General features: G+C 61.3%; 12 protein-coding genes. 4 read left to right on the top strand and 8 right to left on the bottom strand.

Annotation, left to right across the window (positions count from 1 at the left end; genetic code table 11):
• Positions 1 to 10 precede the first annotated feature (10 nt).
• On the bottom strand, positions 11 to 2,206 hold the full coding sequence (locus KBB96_RS06480; RefSeq protein ID WP_211633712.1) for a sulfatase family protein: 2,196 nt from the start codon (positions 2,204 to 2,206) through the stop codon (positions 11 to 13).
• A 34-nt stretch (positions 2,207 to 2,240) separates the two neighbouring features.
• Complete coding sequence (locus tag KBB96_RS06475) at positions 2,241 to 3,374, bottom strand: hypothetical protein (protein ID WP_211633709.1); 1,134 nt, start codon at positions 3,372 to 3,374, stop codon at positions 2,241 to 2,243.
• A 76-nt stretch (positions 3,375 to 3,450) separates the two neighbouring features.
• Here KBB96_RS06475 and KBB96_RS06470 point away from each other — a divergent pair, with 76 nt between their 5' ends.
• Both KBB96_RS06470 and KBB96_RS06465 read left to right on the top strand, forming a co-directional pair.
• Positions 3,451 to 4,572: an MGDG synthase family glycosyltransferase gene (locus tag KBB96_RS06470; protein ID WP_211633706.1), complete on the top strand. Its 1,122-nt coding sequence runs from the start codon at positions 3,451 to 3,453 to the stop codon at positions 4,570 to 4,572.
• Positions 4,569 to 5,168 carry an HAD family hydrolase gene (locus tag KBB96_RS06465; RefSeq protein WP_211633703.1) on the top strand — a complete coding sequence of 200 codons (600 nt, stop codon included), beginning with the start codon at positions 4,569 to 4,571 and terminating at the stop codon, positions 5,166 to 5,168. The genes KBB96_RS06470 and KBB96_RS06465 overlap by 4 nt, the downstream gene beginning before the upstream one ends.
• Before the next feature lie 114 nt (positions 5,169 to 5,282).
• Here KBB96_RS06465 and KBB96_RS06460 read toward each other — a convergent pair whose 3' ends face one another.
• Positions 5,283 to 7,550, bottom strand: coding sequence for an AI-2E family transporter (locus tag KBB96_RS06460; protein ID WP_211633701.1), 2,268 nt, complete (start codon positions 7,548 to 7,550; stop codon positions 5,283 to 5,285).
• A gap of 310 nt (positions 7,551 to 7,860) precedes the next feature.
• On the opposite strand from KBB96_RS06460, the gene KBB96_RS06455 reads away from it, so the two are divergent.
• Positions 7,861 to 7,998, top strand: coding sequence for a hypothetical protein (locus KBB96_RS06455; RefSeq protein WP_211633698.1), 138 nt, complete (start codon positions 7,861 to 7,863; stop codon positions 7,996 to 7,998).
• Between the two features lie 428 nt (positions 7,999 to 8,426).
• On the opposite strand, the gene KBB96_RS06450 is transcribed toward KBB96_RS06455, so the two are convergent.
• The 5 genes from KBB96_RS06450 to KBB96_RS06430 all read right to left on the bottom strand — a co-directional run bounded on the left by KBB96_RS06450 (position 8,427) and on the right by KBB96_RS06430 (position 13,980).
• Positions 8,427 to 9,578, bottom strand: coding sequence for a Gfo/Idh/MocA family protein (locus KBB96_RS06450; RefSeq protein ID WP_211633696.1), 1,152 nt, complete (start codon positions 9,576 to 9,578; stop codon positions 8,427 to 8,429).
• A 13-nt stretch (positions 9,579 to 9,591) separates the two neighbouring features.
• The gene (locus tag KBB96_RS06445) at positions 9,592 to 10,593 is read right to left on the bottom strand and encodes a sugar phosphate isomerase/epimerase family protein (RefSeq protein ID WP_226373658.1); all 1,002 of its coding nucleotides are present in this window, start codon (positions 10,591 to 10,593) and stop codon (positions 9,592 to 9,594) included.
• 114 nt (positions 10,594 to 10,707) lie between these two features.
• Positions 10,708 to 11,967 (bottom strand): cupin domain-containing protein, encoded by a 1,260-nt coding sequence (locus tag KBB96_RS06440; RefSeq protein WP_211633693.1) that lies wholly within the window; start codon positions 11,965 to 11,967, stop codon positions 10,708 to 10,710.
• Between the two features lie 34 nt (positions 11,968 to 12,001).
• Positions 12,002 to 13,111 (bottom strand): hypothetical protein, encoded by a 1,110-nt coding sequence (locus tag KBB96_RS06435; protein ID WP_211633691.1) that lies wholly within the window; start codon positions 13,109 to 13,111, stop codon positions 12,002 to 12,004.
• Between the two features lie 104 nt (positions 13,112 to 13,215).
• Positions 13,216 to 13,980, bottom strand: a complete 765-nt coding sequence (locus KBB96_RS06430) for a DeoR/GlpR family DNA-binding transcription regulator (RefSeq protein ID WP_211633689.1) — start codon at positions 13,978 to 13,980, stop codon at positions 13,216 to 13,218.
• 89 nt (positions 13,981 to 14,069) lie between these two features.
• Here KBB96_RS06430 and KBB96_RS06425 point away from each other — a divergent pair, with 89 nt between their 5' ends.
• Positions 14,070 to 16,271, top strand: a complete 2,202-nt coding sequence (locus KBB96_RS06425) for a bifunctional rhamnulose-1-phosphate aldolase/short-chain dehydrogenase (RefSeq protein ID WP_211633687.1) — start codon at positions 14,070 to 14,072, stop codon at positions 16,269 to 16,271.
• Positions 16,272 to 16,297: the final 26 nt, after the last annotated feature.

Below are 16,297 nucleotides of genomic sequence, written 5' to 3'. Positions count from 1 at the left end.
AGTGACGCTCTCACTCCGGCTCTCCCTGCGGGAAAATCTCGTGGATCGTCGATTGCTGGTGCTGGTCCATCCAGCGGTCGAGGGCGGCGCGCATCGCTGCGAGGATTTCAGGATGCTCGCCCGCGCGGTCGATGCCGCCGGAATCACCGGTGGCCAACCGGTAGAGGGCGTAGTGGCGGGTGCCCTGGCTGGTGGGCGTGCAGACGAGCTTCCAGGACTTCGTGATCAAGCATCGCTGTTTCGCCGCCACCAGCCGGTCAAGATACTCGTCCTTCAGCACGAACTGATAGTTGTAATTCTCATCGATGGTCGTGAGTTCATCCATGGTCGGCAGCTTCGGCCGCTCGATGCCGGGGACGGTGAACTGGATGAACGGAAAGCCGGTTTCTCCGAAAAAGGGGATGGTCTCCGGCGTTTCCGCGCCCTTGATCCAACCGGCCACGCTGCGGCCTTCCCATGAAGCGGGTTTTTCCGCTCCGGTGAGATCCGCCAAGGTGGGCATGACATCGACGGTGCGGATGGTTTCGGGGATGACCTTGGGTTTCACGCCAGGCACGTGGACGATCATCGGGATGTGGTTCGCCTGTCCTCCGCCGTTGAAAGTGAGACCGTGACCGAGAGTCACGCCCGGTTCATAGAGATCATCGCCATGGTCGGCGGTGATCACCACGATCGTATGGTCATCGAGACCATTTCGCTTGAGCGAGGCAAGAATGCGCTCGACACAATGATCGAACTGACGGGTGCAGCCGTCATAGAGCGAGCGGATCTGAGTGACCTCGGCGGGAGGCAGCGCCTTCCATTTCGATTCAAGGTCGGTGCCGCCGATGAACTTGTTGATGTCGAACGCCACGCCATGCGAGTTCTCACCGCGGTAGGCGGGATCCGAGAACATCCGGTTGTAGGGTTCCGCCGAGCGATACGGCAGATGGTTGCATGAGTAGAAGACGTGCCAGAAAAAGGGCCTGCCGGTGGCCGCCTGTTGGTCGAGTTTCTTTTCCACGCGATCCGTCACCACGTCCGGAGTCACGAATTGCGCGAATGACCCGATCTGCGGAAAGAGATGATAGCCGAGCGAGTTGTCGAAGTAGAGCGGGATGACGAAGTGCGCCATCACCACCGCCTGGCTCATATAGATTTTGAAGCTGTCGAAGTTCGACACCGAGATGTCATTGAAACCAAGGGGGACCACCTGGTAGTAGCCCGCACACCAGTCGCCGATGGCGGCGGTGTCATAGCCCTCCTTCGCCATCACCGTGGCCATGGGGGTGACGGTGGCCTCCATCTTCCGGACGGTCTCCTGGTTCGGATACATCTGGCGGATGCCGTGGGTATGCGGGAATTGCGATGCCATGAACGTCACCGAGGACTCCATGGTGGAAGCGATGGGCGTGTAGCAGCGCGAGAAGCGGATCGATTTCGCCGCGAGGGCATCGATGTGCGGAGAGACTCCATCCGCCGCCGGGCCATCGCTGCGGGCGGGCCGGTATCCATCGCAACCGAGCTTGTCACCACGGAGCGAATCCGATGCGATGATGAGCACGTTCCAAGGCCGGTCGTGGGATTTCGCCACAGGAGCCGCCGCCTTTGCGGGAAGGGCGGCGATCACAAACGGCGTGGCCGTGACCGCGATCACCACCACTCCGATCAAACGCGCGGTGCGGCTGCTGCGGCGGATATACCACCACGCCACCCAGCCGACGAAGAGCAACGGTAGAAGCTTGAACAGGATGAAGGAGAAAGCAGGCTGCACCGATGCGGGCCAATCGAGGACGCGGTAGTACCAGGCACCGAACTCCGCATCGTTGAGGAAATAGGGCCGCGTCTTTGTCAAACGCAGCATGAAATAGCCGTGGATGACCGCCACGCAGAAGAATGCGGTCAGCACCGCCGTGATGCGGCGCGGTTTTTTCAGCCGCTTGCTCCACGTGGAGATCACCGGCAGCACCAGCGTGACGGCGGCGATGCCGAGGAGGAGGTAGGCCAGCAGGACCTCGATGTTCTGCCCGATCAGGAACTTGAGGTAGTGCGTGCGGGCGAGGGCGCTGAACTTGTTGTCCATCTCCTTCGAGCTGTGCGCCAGCCGCCAGATCGCACTGGCATATTGGAGGGCGAGGAACAGCACGGTTCCCAACACCGTAGGCCAGAGGAGCTTGCGGGGAGCGGCGGCGGACCGCGGGAATGCGGGATCGGAAATCCGGGACATCGGGGCGGAACGCTTGCAGCATCGCGCCCGGGCATCAAGCGTCAGGTGGTGTCAGATAGACCCAATGTTCCGACATGACCTTTTCAATGACCACGCCCCGGGGTGATTTGAGATCCGGAGGGGTGGAAATGCGGATCACCAGCGCCACCGGCCTGCCCCGGTTCCGGGAAATGAGATTCTGAAGATAGCGTTCGGTTTCGGAGTCCCGCTGGCAGTAGCCATAGAGCGGGTCTTCGCCACCCAAGGTGGAGAGCCTGAAGTTGCTCCAGCGCGTCGAATCCGAGAACTCGTGGCTGAAAAAGACGTCCGATTGCAATATCACCCGGAAATCGAACGAGCCGGTCGGCCGGTCGCGGGTGTAGTCGTTCCAGTCCATCGGCTGGTAAATCACGCTGGTTTCCCAATCGACAGCCATCTTCCCGTCCGGCAGTTCCTCAATGATCAGCTCGCGCGTCGTTTCATCCGCCAGCAGGCATCCAACCTGCCAGAACGATGCCCGATCGCCGAGGGTAATGGGGCGGAAGGTGCTCAGTGATTTGAAGCGTCCCCGTGTGAGCGGATGTCTGGCATACCAGCCTTCCATCAGTGGGCGGACCCGCTCCGGTTGGCGCACGAGAGGCAGCATTTGGTCAATCGAAGCCGCCGCCACGAAGGAGCGGGCGGTATCGGTGATCCGATCCACACGGACCTCCGCCGCCGCGTTTTCGCGGGCATCCTGTTCCAAACGTGCCACGGACTCATCGCGTGCGGTTTCCGGCTTGGTGCTGTTGGAGCTCAGGTGCACCAGCGACCAGACCACCGCGCCTCCGCAAATCAGGCCGAACAGCGCGAACCACCCCCACGGCGTCGGACGCCGCGCCCGTTCCCGGTCGTTCCAGGTTTCCTCGAGTGGTTTTGCCACCACGGTGGTGTCCTCGATCAGGGAATCGATGCCGGGATCGTGGGTGCGGCGTTCGCTGGTTCGCGGCACCTCCAGCTTTTCAGGAACGGGCAGGGGAGTTGCAGCGGGAGAGGCGGAATGGAGCAGGACCCGGCCGGGAGGCTGGGACGATGGGGGCTCGGCACGGGGGAAATCCGTGCCCGAGGGTTTCAACCGCACCACTTCTCCCGGTTTGGCGGTCATGTCATCGACCACCTTCAACCGCACCTGTTCCGGATCACGCGCCATGTGCAAAACCACAAAAGCCGGAAATGCCCATCGACGCAACGTCCGGATGACTTTAAAAACCGGGCACGAGCCCCGAATGCCGCCCCGAATCCTCATCATCACCGCCGCCTTCGGCGAAGGCCACAACAGCGCCGCCCGCAATCTGGGGCTGGCCTTGGATGCCCAAGGGGCGGTCACCCGCGTGGCGGACCCGTGCAAGCTGGGCGCTCCTTTCTCCACCGATCTGCTGGCCCGCGGCTACCGCTTTGTGACGACCTACAGCCCCCGGCTGTGGGCGCGGATCTACCGATCCACCGACCGCCAGGACTTCCGCCGCCAGCGGCTGCCGCTGATGCGCAAGCCGGAGAACCACCTTGCCAAGCTGGTGGAGGAATTCCAAGCCGATGCCGTGGTGGCCACGTATCCGCTTTATCCTTATTTCCTTGAGCGCATTTTCTCCAAGAGCGGGAAGAAGGTGCCGGTCTTTACGGTGGTGACGGATTCCATCGAGATCAACGCGGCCTGGCTGAAAGCGCCCACCGACTACTGGTTGGTGACTGATCCGGCGACACGGGAGGCGATGATCCGCAGCGGCTTGGATGCCACCCGCATCATCGACACCGGCTTTCCGGTGAACCCGGCCTTTTCCGAACTGGAGCCGGTGGAATGCAACGACTCCTGCGAGGCCTTCCGCATCCTCTATTTCCCGACCGCGAAGCTGCCTTACGTCCGCCGCATCAGCCGCGCGCTGCTGGACATCTCGCCGAAGGTGAAGCTGACCATCGTGCTGGGTCGCAACGTGCGACTGCTGTGGAGCCGGGCGAAGGAGATCAAGGACACCTACAAGGGCCGGGTGCGGATCATCGGTTGGACCCGGCGCGTGCCGCAGTTGTTGAACACCCATCATCTGATCGTGGGCAAGGCCGGCGGTGCCACCGTTCATGAGGCGATCGCCGCGCGTTGTCCGATGATCATCCATCATCTGGTGCCGGGGCAGGAAGAGGGGAATCTCCGTCTTCTCGAATCGATCGGTGGCGGTGGCTTGGCGTCCACGCCTGCTTTGGTGGGTTCGACGACCGCGGACCTCTTGTCGGATGGTGGAGCGCGCTGGCGACAGATGAAGCAGGCGCTGGCCCGTCATGGACGGAATGCGGGAGCGTTGCACGCGGCTCGTTTCATTCTCGATACGCTGGCGGGAAAAACGAAGAGCGGCTCATGACCTTCCTGTTCGATATTGGCCGGGTGTTGCTCGACTTCGAATACGAGAGATCTTTGGAAAAGTTACTGCCCGTGGATTGCGAAGATCGCCGCGGACGCTTGGAGCGGTTGCTGGAGCGCAAGGATGACTTCGAGGCCGGAAAGATTCCGGAGGATGAGTTCATTGACTGGTCGCTGGAACGACTGGAGTCCGAAGCGACCCCGGATGAGTTCCGCAGCGTGTGGAGAAGCATCTTCGTGCCCAACGCACCGATGTGGCAGGTGGTGGAGCGGCTGGCTGAGGAAGGGCATCGCTTGATCCTGTTCTCAAACATCAACTCGATCCATTGGCCGTGGATCACCGAAGCCTTTCCGCGCTTCTCGCGGTTCCATGGTGCCGTGCTTTCTTTCGAGGTCGGAGCGATCAAGGCCGACCCGGTGATCTATCAGCATGCCATCGAGGCTCACGGATTGGTGCCGGAGCAAACCCGCTACATCGACGACCTGCCGGCGAACATCGCCGCCGGTCGCAAAGCAGGTTTGAGGTCCTGGCAATATGATCTGAAGGACCACGCTGCCTTCGAGCAATGGCTGGAGGCCGAACTGGCCGAGGGCTAGGTTGAGTCGACATTCATTTTGCTTTGGATGAGAAGCATCCAAAGGGCGCTTTGGATTTGGAATGCGGCGAGGCATCAGAGACACCCGGCCTCACGCTTTAAATGTCGATTCAACCTAGTCCTCCTCCGGCAATAGGCCGATTTCACGCGAGAGTTCTTCCGCGTGCTCGGAGAGAAGCCGGCGTTCCCGTTTGGAAAAACGGCGCGGCCTGGTGTCCATCAGGCAGAGCGAGCCGATGGGTTGGCCGTCACTGGCATGGATCGGTGCCCCGGCATAGAAGCGGATGCCGTGTTGTTTTAGGAACAGGTTGTTGGCGAAGCGTCTGTCACGCAGAAGATCCTCCACGACCAACAGCTCGTCCTGATAGACCACGTGGCCACAGACGGAGAGATCGCGCGGGGTCTCGCGAAGGCTGGGTGGCAGGCCACTGTTGGCACGGAAGAACTGGCGGTGCTTGTCCACGAGCGTGACGCTGGCCACGGGCACTTCGAAAACGCGGGCCAGCTTTGCCGTAAGGCGGTCGAGTGCCGGCATTGGCTCCGGGGAAAGAAGGTCGAGTTGTTCCAAGCTGTGCTGGCGTTCATCCTCATTGTCGGGACGGGGAGCCTCCATCACATCATCGGCCCATTGCAGGGCGAAGCCTTCGCAGAAGGCCACGGCCTCGGCGATGCTGGCGAAAACTTCATCCGCGCCGGAGAGCTTGAGATCCTCGGTGGTTTCCTCGATGTCGCCCTGCCTGCCCCACAGCCCGATGACGATCCTCTGATCGGGCACGCTGGAGCGGATTTTTTCGCAGAGCGCACGGGCGTGGTTGGCGGTGGTGGGTTCCACCGCGGAAATGAAAACGATGTCCGTGGGATCTTCGCTGAACTGGGTCACCAGTTCCTTCGCCATCCTGCGTCCGACCGCGTGGCGGGCATCGAAGCCCTCGTGATGCAGAGCGTTGGCCAGCATCGCGCCGACCAGTTCATCACGCTCGGCGCGGGCGGGCAGGCAGTAAACGCGGCAGACCGGCTGCGATGAGCCCTCGGAGGATGGCGTGGGCTCGCTGTGATCCAGATCCTCTACGATGGATCGCAAAGCACGGATCACCCATTCGCGCTGTTCCTCATCGACCATGCCGCGGGCGTAGTCTTCCTCGGCTGCGATCATCACGGGGATCAGCACCGCGTCATAGAGATCGTTGATGGAGTTCTCCTTGAGGTAGGATTCGATCTGGTCGCTCTCGTCGTGTTCGCCGCGGCGCAGCAGACGGTGGTAGAAATCCTCCGCGGGTGTGAGCGCGTCTTCCTCACTGAGCAGGACGCTGAGAAACGATAGCTGTGGTATGTGACGGCCCATCACCACCAGGCAGACGGTGAGGGGAGTGGACAGCACCAGCCCCACTGGTCCCCACAGCCACGTCCAGAACACCGCTGCCACGATCAAGGCCATGGAGGAAACTCCGGTGCTTGATCCATAGAGCCATGGTTCAAGCACGTTGTTCGTCACCAGTTCGATGGCGATGAACAATCCGAGTGTCAGCGCCGGAGTCAGCCACGATGGTGAGACGGCCAGCGACAACAGCATCGGAAACGAGGCGGCGATCCACGGACCAATATAAGGAATAAACCGCAGCCCTGCCGCCAGCGCACCCCACAGCAAGGCATTCGGCACGCCGATGAAATAGAGGCCGACGCACAGGGCGAGGCCATAGATGAGATTCACCACCAGCTGCATCAGCAGGTAGCGGCGGATGCGCATGCCCGCGTCATCGAGAGCCCGGGTGGTGGAGCTGATGCGGCCCTGGCCCATCAACCGGATGAAGCGCGAGCGCAGGTCCTCATGTTTCAAGAGCATGAATGTCACCAGCAGCAGGACGAGGGACGCGGTGCCGAGCGGGCCAAGCACGGGGGAGGCAAGCGATTGGATGAGCTCGAGGGAATGCCCTTTGCCGTCATCCATCACCTTCACCGGCAGCGGCGTTTCGGCGGCAGGGGTGGCGGGTTTGGCTTTCTCATCAGGCTTTGCACCGAGACCGGCGGGGAGATCCTTCTTCAGATCCTCGAAGGTATCGGAAAGACGTTTGAAGCCGGCACCGCTGGGCATCTGGATCGATTGCAGTTTGGCACGGAGGTTCTCCTTGTAGTCCGGCAGCCGGTTCGCGAGATCCACGGCTTGGTGAGAGATCGACCAACCCGCGGCGATGGTGCCGCCTAGAATCAGCAGCATCGTCAGGATCACCGCCGCCACCCGGCCGATCCAGCGTTGCAGGCGATCTACCAGTGGAATCAAGAGGAAAGTCAGCAAAGCGGCCAAGGCGAGTGGCACGATGATCTCACGACCGAACCACGCGATACCGATGACGAACGCGCTCAAGCTGACTGCCCAGATGCCGGACAAGGCATCGGCAGAGGATTTCCGCCGCTGAGGAGGACGGGATCTAACAGCGCGGAGGGAAGGCTCGTTCATCCGGGACTTTCCCGTATCCTGTCACATCCCGGATAGGATGCTCGAAAAATTTGCACGGCCTTCCCCAAGCAGGGCAAAATGCACTTCCACATTTAGGAATGCATCGGAAGAGGCCTTTCACCGGCTTGTTGGAGATGAGTGCAAATGCTCACAATGCACACATGATGAGCGAGATATTGGCGGAGCAATGCCACTGGCATGTGCGGAGCTAGGGAAGGGATTCATCCCGAACCAACCAGCCATGAACACACGAGCCTATGTCCATGACGATCCCGTACCGGATACCCCGACGAGAGGGAAGAGCGGCTACGGTTTCACGCACATCTCCGGCCTGGTGGCCGTCGCCACGGTACTCGCGGCGGCGATGTTGATGAGCTAAGGTTGTGCTAACGGCGGAACTTGTTGGAAACGTGGCGGTGTCCGCCGGGGTTCGCCGGGCCGACGCACGGAGATATTTGATGATTGGCGACGAGCGTGTGGTTGGCATACCCTGAACCATCCCAACAGGAGTTTGCCGTGCGCTATTCTGAATTCAAAACAGCCATCCAGCGGCATTTGCAAGCGCGTGCGGATGGTGCCACCTGGCTTGAGCTCCGTGAGAGCCTGGCATTGCCCTATGAGCGGCCGTGTCCGGAATGGACGCGCATGCTGGAGGAGGACATCGGGCTTGTCCGCCGCAAGGGTTCCGGTCGTGCTTTCGTTTGGAAGCTTCAACCGTCCGCAAAAAAGACGCGGACTTGAGGCCACCGGTCGTCCGATACTCGATCTGGAGCGAACCGGTGGCTCTCGTTTGAGAGGGGAAACCGATCAAGCCTTCTTCACGTCCACCCACTGTCCGGTCTTTGCGGACTCGAGGACGGCATCGCAGACATACTGCGTGCCGAGGGCGTGGCGGAAGTCCGGATAAGCCTTCTTGGCGGAAGGATCATCGAGCGACCTGAAGAACTCATACAGCTCGTGGATGAACGAGTGTTCGTAGCCGAGGCAGAGGCCCGGCACCCACCAGTTGCCCGCGTAGGGATGATCTCCATCCGAGCAGTGGATGCTGCCCCAGCTCCGGCGGTCGCCCGGAACACCGTGGTCGAAGTAAGAGAGGCGGTTGAGATCGTGGAGATCCCAGGCCAGCGACTTCTTCTCGCCGTTGATCTCGAAGGTATAGAGCGCCTTGTGACCACGGGCGTAGCGGGTGGACTCGAAGATCGCCAGCGAACCGTTCTCGAAGCGGGCCAGAAAAGCGCAGGCATCATCGATGGTGACGGCCTGCTTCTCACCGGTGGCGGTGTGGACGCGTTCCTTGATGAAGGTCTCGGTCATGGCGGACACCTGCACGATGTCACCGTTGATCCAACGGGCAGTGTCGATGCAGTGGGCGAGCAGGTCACCGGTCACACCGGAGCCTGCGGCAGCGGCATCGAGACGCCACAGCCCGGCACCGCCCTGCGGCAGATCCTGGGAGATGGTCCAGTCCTGCAGGAAGTTCGCGCGGTAGTGGAAAACGCGGCCGAGTTCACCGGCATCGACGATGTTCTTCGCCAGCGTGACGGCCGGAAGGAAGCGGTAGTTGTACCAGACAAGGTTCGGCAGGCCGGAAGCCTCCACCGCCTTCACCATCTGCTCGCCTTGCTCGCCATTGAGGGCGAGAGGCTTTTCGCAGAGGATCATCTTGCCATGCTTGATGCACTCCAGTGCGATTTCGGCGTGGGAGTCGTTCGGCGTGCAGATGTCGATCGCGTCGATGTCTTCACGCTTCACCAGCTCGCGCCAGTCGGTTTCATAGGAGGCGTAGCCCCACTTCTCGGCGAAGGCTTTCACCTTCTCCTCATCGCGACCGCAGACGGCCTGGCGGACGGGAACATGCTGGGTATCGAAGAAGTGTGTGAGCTGCGAGTAGGCATTCGAATGGGTGCGGCCCATGAAGCCATAGCCGATGAGGCCGATGCGGATTTCCTTTTTGGACATGTTGTGAAGGAGGTTAGAGGGCTTCGTCCACCTGGATCATGGTGGCGAGGATGGTGTCCCAGGTGGATGGGTTTTCGAGGGTGGCATTCGGGAACATGCAGCCATCCCAACAGATGTGCTGGATGCCGCGGTCGGCCGCGCCCTTGAGCCAGTAGGTGGAGGCGCGGGCGATATCGAGCTTGCCGTTCGGATCATCCGCCGGGCAGTGGCGGCCGGTCTTGTCGTGGGAACCGGTGCCGTGTACGGAGCCGTCGTTCTGGGCGACGTGGAAGTCGATCGTCCACGGGCGCAGCACGTCGGTCATCTGGGCGTAGGCGTTCCAGAATTCCTCCTCGGTGTAGTCGGCGGCGAGCAAGGCTGCCTCCGGGGCATTGTAGCCGAGGAGATAGAGATAGGTGTGGGCGAGGTCCGCCTGGAAGCCGACGATGCCGGGCAGGTTGGTCGCTTCCAACGTGTTTACCATCGCCTTCCACGAGTGCATGCCGCCCCAGCAGATCTCACCTTCGGCGGCGAGGCGCTCGCCGTGCTGTTCGGCGACCTTGCCAGCTTCGCGGAAAGTTTCAGCGAGCTTCTTGGTATTGCCGACGGTGTCCTGAAGGAAAGCCTCCGGACCACCCGCGGAGTCGATGCGGATGATGCCGGATTTGCGGACACCGTGCTCGTTGAGGATCTTCGCGATACGGCAGGCCTTTTCGACTGCCAGCACGAAGTTCTTGCGATCCTCATCGGTGCCGAAGGCGCAGCCGCCAACCGTGCCGGGCCAGACGGGAGCCACCAGCGAGCCGACGGAAAGATTGCGGGAAGCGATCTTGTCCGCCATCGCACGCAGTTCGGCCTCGGATGCATCCGGATCGATGTGCGGGTGGAAGAGGAAGAGGTCGATGCCATCGAACCTGCGGCCGTTCACGGAGGATGCCGCGGTCAGCTCGAGCATGTGATCGAGGGAGATCGGTGGGTGATCGGTGCCGGGTTCTTTGCCAACCAGGCCGGGCCACATCGCATTGTGAAGTTTCATGGGGTAAAGGAGATCAAAGGGGTTGAACCACGAATGACACGAATGAACACGAAATCAGAAGGGCTCTAATAGCTTCTTCGTTCATGCGGATTCGCGTCCATCCGCGGTGTTGGATTATTTCTTATAGGCACCCAGCGCCGGGGCATCCGGATTCACTTCCGGGCCGAAGTAGCGCAGGCAGACGAGGTCCTCGGTTTCCGAGGTGTTCTCGAACACCACACCGGCCTTCGCGGCGGCTTCGGTGGCGAAGAATTCGTCCTGCGTGAGATCGTGGAAGCGGATCAGCTTCGGGCAGTTCAGGCGCAGCTTGTTGGCATGGCCTTCACCGGCGACGACGATCAGGCCGTAGGCGCCATTGTCCTTCACGGTGACCTTCGCGCCGGGCTTGAGGGTGAGTTCCTTCGCGGTGAAGTACTGGAAGTTGTCCACCTTGCCGTAGACGATCCACTTGTCGACGTGGCCTTCGCTTTCCTCGGCGACGACCGGCTCGAGGTAGTGGTTGTCCTTGAAGTTCGGGTCGACGTTCTTCTCCCAGTGAAGCTGGTCGACGATGAAGTCGATGTCCTGATGTTTGTCCGCAGGCATGTCCTTTACGAGAAGATCCCACGGCACTTCGCGGCCCTCAACAAGGGACTGATACATGCCGAAGACATCGGAACCCCACTGCGGCTCATAGGTGCAGAGCGAACCCGGGGCGTGGAGGATGCACGGATCGATCAGCCAGCCGGTACCGGGCTTCAGGCGGTAGGCCTTCGAGAGATCGAGGATGCCATTGTCACCCTTGTTCCAGTTGGCGATGCACTCGCGCACCTGTTCCTTCGTGGTGCCGGGCTCGAAGCCCATGAAGGTGTAGGGGAAGTTGTTGCCGACGTTGTTGTGCTGCGGCGGGAAGTAGTAGGACTCCGGCTTGCCTTCCTGTCCCACGAGCGCGGCCTGGGCGGCGTCCTGGTGCATGTGGTGCGGGATCGGCCCCATGTTGTCGAAGAACTTCGAATACACCGGCCACTTGCCATACTTGTTCCAGATCGCCTCGCCGATGAGGGCGGCGCCGCATTCGGCGACGGCTTCCTTCAGCGTGAAGCGCTCGTTACCCACGACCACGTAGGACAGGCCCTCGTCTTCGGTGCGGTTGTCATTGGCGGCTTCGGTGGTGGAGGCGAACCAGCGTTCGTCGATGCCGCCGCGGTTCAAGCCGAAGGCGTAGAGGTCGTCCGGATGCAGCTTCAGGCGCTTGCCCGGCTGGAGGAACGAACGCGGCACCCAGCAGGGAGCGAGGCGCAGCAGGCCGCCGGTTTCTTCGAGATGCGCTTCAACGGCGGCACGGACGTTGCCCGAACGCGTGGTCAGGTCTTTCGTGGTACGGGGTTGGGTCATGGGATGAGATGAGATGCGATTGTTGAGATGTCTGTTAGAGAACGTAGGACCAGTCGACCTTGGCGGTGACGGTCGTTCCGTGTTCGTCGCGGATGGCCACCTGAGAGGGGCCATCAGGAGTGATGGTGGCGACGGCACCGAAGCCGGAGGGAACCGCAGCTACGGCTTGTACCGTACGAAGCGAAACCGTCTCGTCCGGATGGAAGCGGCGGGTGGTGGGGATGCCCGGATCCGCGAGACGGTTCTCTCTTGCCTCTTCGAGACCGTAGCAGAAATAGGAGCAGACTTCCTCGATGCCGATGCGGCCGAGGTGGCGGGCTTTCCATGGCGAGCGGTGGCGTCCGCCATTGGAAAGCCAGAAAAGCGTGGCGGGAAAGTCGGCGGGGTTCTTCAGGCTGAACCACACATAGCCATCCAGCACGACCGCCGACCACGCGAACGGTTGTGCATCGGTGGCCGGCTCGTTCGCCATCATCACCAGATCCTCGGAACCGGCACGGACGGGATAATGCGTCAGATCGGTGGTGCCACCCGCAGCCAAGGGCACGGTGCGGAGATCGGTGAAAGTCTGGCCGGAGGCCAACAGGCCGTATTCCTCCTGCTCGGGGTTCGCGAACACGCCATCGAAAACGGAGGCCCACCGGAAAGGGGATACGGTCACACGACCGGCGCCCTCCGGCAGACTGGAGAGATCGAGGATCGGATGATTGCCGTAGTTGTATTCGCCATCCCAGCCGTTCAGGCGGTGGTCCTGATAGACCGCCGTTTCTCCATCGCGAACTTGGATGATCTTTTCCACCGTGGCTCCCTCCACACCGCCGGGGATGGAAAGCTTGAGGCGATCGGGTGACGCCAGGAGGAGGTCCCACTCCTGGTTGGCGGAGTCGCCATGGGGCGGCAGTTCCTTCGAACCGGCGAAGGGGATACAGAAAAAATCCCCGCGCAGCACCCGGAGTAGATAAGGCAGATCCTCCTCAACCTCATCCGGCTTCCATGGAGACAGCGAGTAGGGGGATACCGTGCGATCGCCCAGCCGGAACGTCACCGGAGCCAGGTGGCCGGCCTGGCGGGTGACCGCGAGGTCCACCACATCGTTGGACAGCCGCCAACTGGGTTCTCCGTGAATCAGCTCGGGTTCAGTCATGGTGAGAGCGATTCATGGATAAACGGGGAAAAACGGAAGAAAAATCACATTTTCGGTCAAATTTCCCCAAATCGGATGTGGGTTCCACAGAAAGAGGAAGAACCTCAACGGCTGAATTTCAGGTCGAAAGGCACGCTCTTGAAGTTCGCCTTGGCATAGCCGCGGGCTTTCCCGTCGGTGACGACGGTGTTGACGTCATGGAGCTGGGCGAAAAAGAAATCATCCTGGCCACCCATTTTCGTGTGGTCGATCAAGGCGCAGTTCCAAGTGGCATGCTCGATCATCAACCGTTTCAGGCGGGCCTGTTCGGAATTCGGCTCGCTGAGTCCGCGGAGCGGGTCGAGGCCGCTGGCGGAGAAAAAGAAACGGTCGATCCGCAGGGCGCGGAGAGAAAGCTCCGTGAGCATACCGCTGTAGCGGCGACCCCGGGGCTCGTAGACGCCGCCTAGCTGGACCAACTCCACGCTTTCATGACCCGACAGGCGTTCCATCACCGCAATCGAGTGGCTCACCACCCGCAGCGGCAGGCCGACGGGGATGTGGGAGACCAGTTGCAGGGCGGTCGAGCTGGCATCAATGAGAATGGTTTCCCCAGGTAAAATGAGCCGGATCGCTTCCTTGGCGATGGCGGTTTTCTCATCGAGTTGGCGGCTTTCTCTTTCAGAATAAGGAAGTTCTGCAAGCGGGGCGGAATTATCCATCGCGCCGCCATGCGTCCGCTTCAGGTGTCCCCGGCGGCTCAGGAAGTCGAGGTCGCGGCGGATCGTTTCTTCGGCCACGTCGAAGTCCTTGGCCAGATCGATGGTGCGTACCGTGCCGTTGGTCCGGGCCAGTTTGAGGATGCGATTTTGGCGCTCTACGGGCAGCATGTGGGAAATTGTGGGATTTTCTGTTGATCTAGCGGTTTTAATGCTGCACTTCAAGCGCGAGGCATCATTCCTTCTCAAACCTACCTACCATGGTCAAACCAGAAGAATATCATCACGTGAGCTACAAATGGGACGATTCCCATGCCGCGAAGCTCGATCCCGTGGACCGGCTGGTCTATCGTTCGAACCTTCTCGGCAGTGACCAGCGCATCACCAACACGGGCGGCGGCAATACCTCGTCCAAGGTGATCGAGAAGGATCCGCTCACAGGCAAGGAAGTGGAAGTGCTGTGGGTGAAGGGTTCCGGCGGCGACCTGCGCACCAGCAAGCGCGAGAACTTCTCGTCCCTGTATCAGGACAAGCTGCTCGGTCTCCAGCGTATCTACGCCGCGCTCCCGGACAACGGACTGAAGACTCCGGCCGAGGACTCGATGGTCGGCATGTTCACCCACACGACTTTCAATCTCAACCCGCGCGCGTCCTCGATCGACACGCCGCTCCACAGCTTCCTCACCGGCAAGCATGTGGACCACATGCACCCGAATGCGATCATTGCCATCGCCGCGAGCAGCCGCTGCGAGGAGTTGACCGAGGAGATTTTCGGCAGCGAGATGTCTTACGTGCCGTGGATGCGGCCCGGTTTCGAGCTGGGTCTGGCGATGCAGGAAATCGAAAAGAAGGATCCCAGTGTCAAAGCGATCATGATGGGTCAGCACGGCTTCATCTCATGGGATGACGATGACAAGGCCTGCTACATCCGCACGCTCGATTTCATCGAGAAGGCCGCCAACTACATCGAAGGGAAGTATCAGGCGAACGGTGGGGATGCCACGGCCTTCGGAGGTGCGAAATACCAGCCGCTGCCCGCGATCGAACGCGATGCGACTCTCGCCGCGATCCTGCCATGGCTGCGCGGCAAGGTGTCCGTGCAGAAGCGTTTCATCGGCACCGTCCAACACGACGAGAAGATCCTCCGCTTCGTGAACTCCGCCGATGCTCCGCGTCTGGCCGAGCTTGGCACCTCCTGCCCGGACCATTTCCTGCGGACGAAGATCAAGCCGCTCTACGTCGCGTGGAATCCCCAGACGGAAGACGCCGCCAGGCTCAAGGCGCTGCTCGAAGCGGGACTCGACCAATATCGCAAGGACTACGCGACCTACTACGAGAACTGCAAGCATGCCAACTCTCCGGCGATGCGCGATCCGAACCCGACGGTGATCCTCATCCCGGGCATCGGCATGATCGCGTGGGGCAAGGACAAGTCCGAGTCGCGTGTGACCGCGGAGTTCTACAACTGCGCGGTGGAAGTGATGCGCGGTGCCGAGGCGATCGACGAATACATCGCCCTGCCGCAGCAGGAAGCCTTCGACATCGAATACTGGCTGTTGGAGGAAGCGAAGCTCCAGCGCATGCCAGCCGAGAAGGAGCTGGCCCGCCAGATCCACATCGTCATCGGTGCCGGCAGCGGCATCGGCAAGGAAACGGCCCATCGTCTGGTGAAGGAAGGCGCGCACATCGTTTGCGTGGATCTCAACCATGAGGCCGCGGAAGCCACCGCCAAGGAGATCACCGACAAGTATGGCGTGGGTATCGGCGTGGCGGGCAGCGGCATTTCCGGCTGTGGTCCTGCCGTCGGCCTGCGTGCGAACATCACCGACCGCGCCAGCATCCGCGAGATGCTGGATCAGGTGGCCCTGGCCTACGGTGGCTTCGATGCCATCGAAGTGACCGCCGGTATCTTCGTGCCGAGCGACACCACCGGCCACATCCCGGACGAGAAGTGGGCGCTTACGTTCAATATCAACGTCACCGGCAGCTACTTCGTGGCGGATGAGGCTTACAAGACTTGGAAGGAGCAGGGCCTGCGCGGCGCACTCGTCCTGACCACCAGCGCGAATGCCGCGGTGGCGAAAAAAGGCAGCCTCGCCTACGACACCAGCAAGGCGGCGGCGAACCATCTCGTCCGCGAATTGGCCATGGAACTGGCTCCTCTGGTGCGCGTGAACGGCGTGGCTCCGGCCACGGTCGTCCAAGGCTCCGCCATGTTCCCGCGCGACCGCGTGATCGGCAGCCTCGCGAAATACGATATTCCGTATTCCGATGACGAGGAGACGCAATCGTTGGTCAACAAGCTGGCGCAGTTCTATGCGGACCGCACCCTGACCAAGGCCCCGATCACTCCGGGAGACCAGGCCGAAGCTTACTTCCTGCTCGTCACCGAGCGCCTGAGCAAGACCACCGGCCAGATTATCACCGTGGATGGCGGTCTTCACGAAGCCTTCCTGCGCTGATGCGCGGATGCCGTCGCGCCGGGAAA

The sequence above is a fragment of the Luteolibacter ambystomatis genome, assembly GCF_018137965.1.
In the GTDB taxonomy this organism is placed as follows: domain Bacteria; phylum Verrucomicrobiota; class Verrucomicrobiia; order Verrucomicrobiales; family Akkermansiaceae; genus Luteolibacter; species Luteolibacter ambystomatis.
This window is presented reverse-complemented; position numbering and strand designations above follow the sequence as displayed.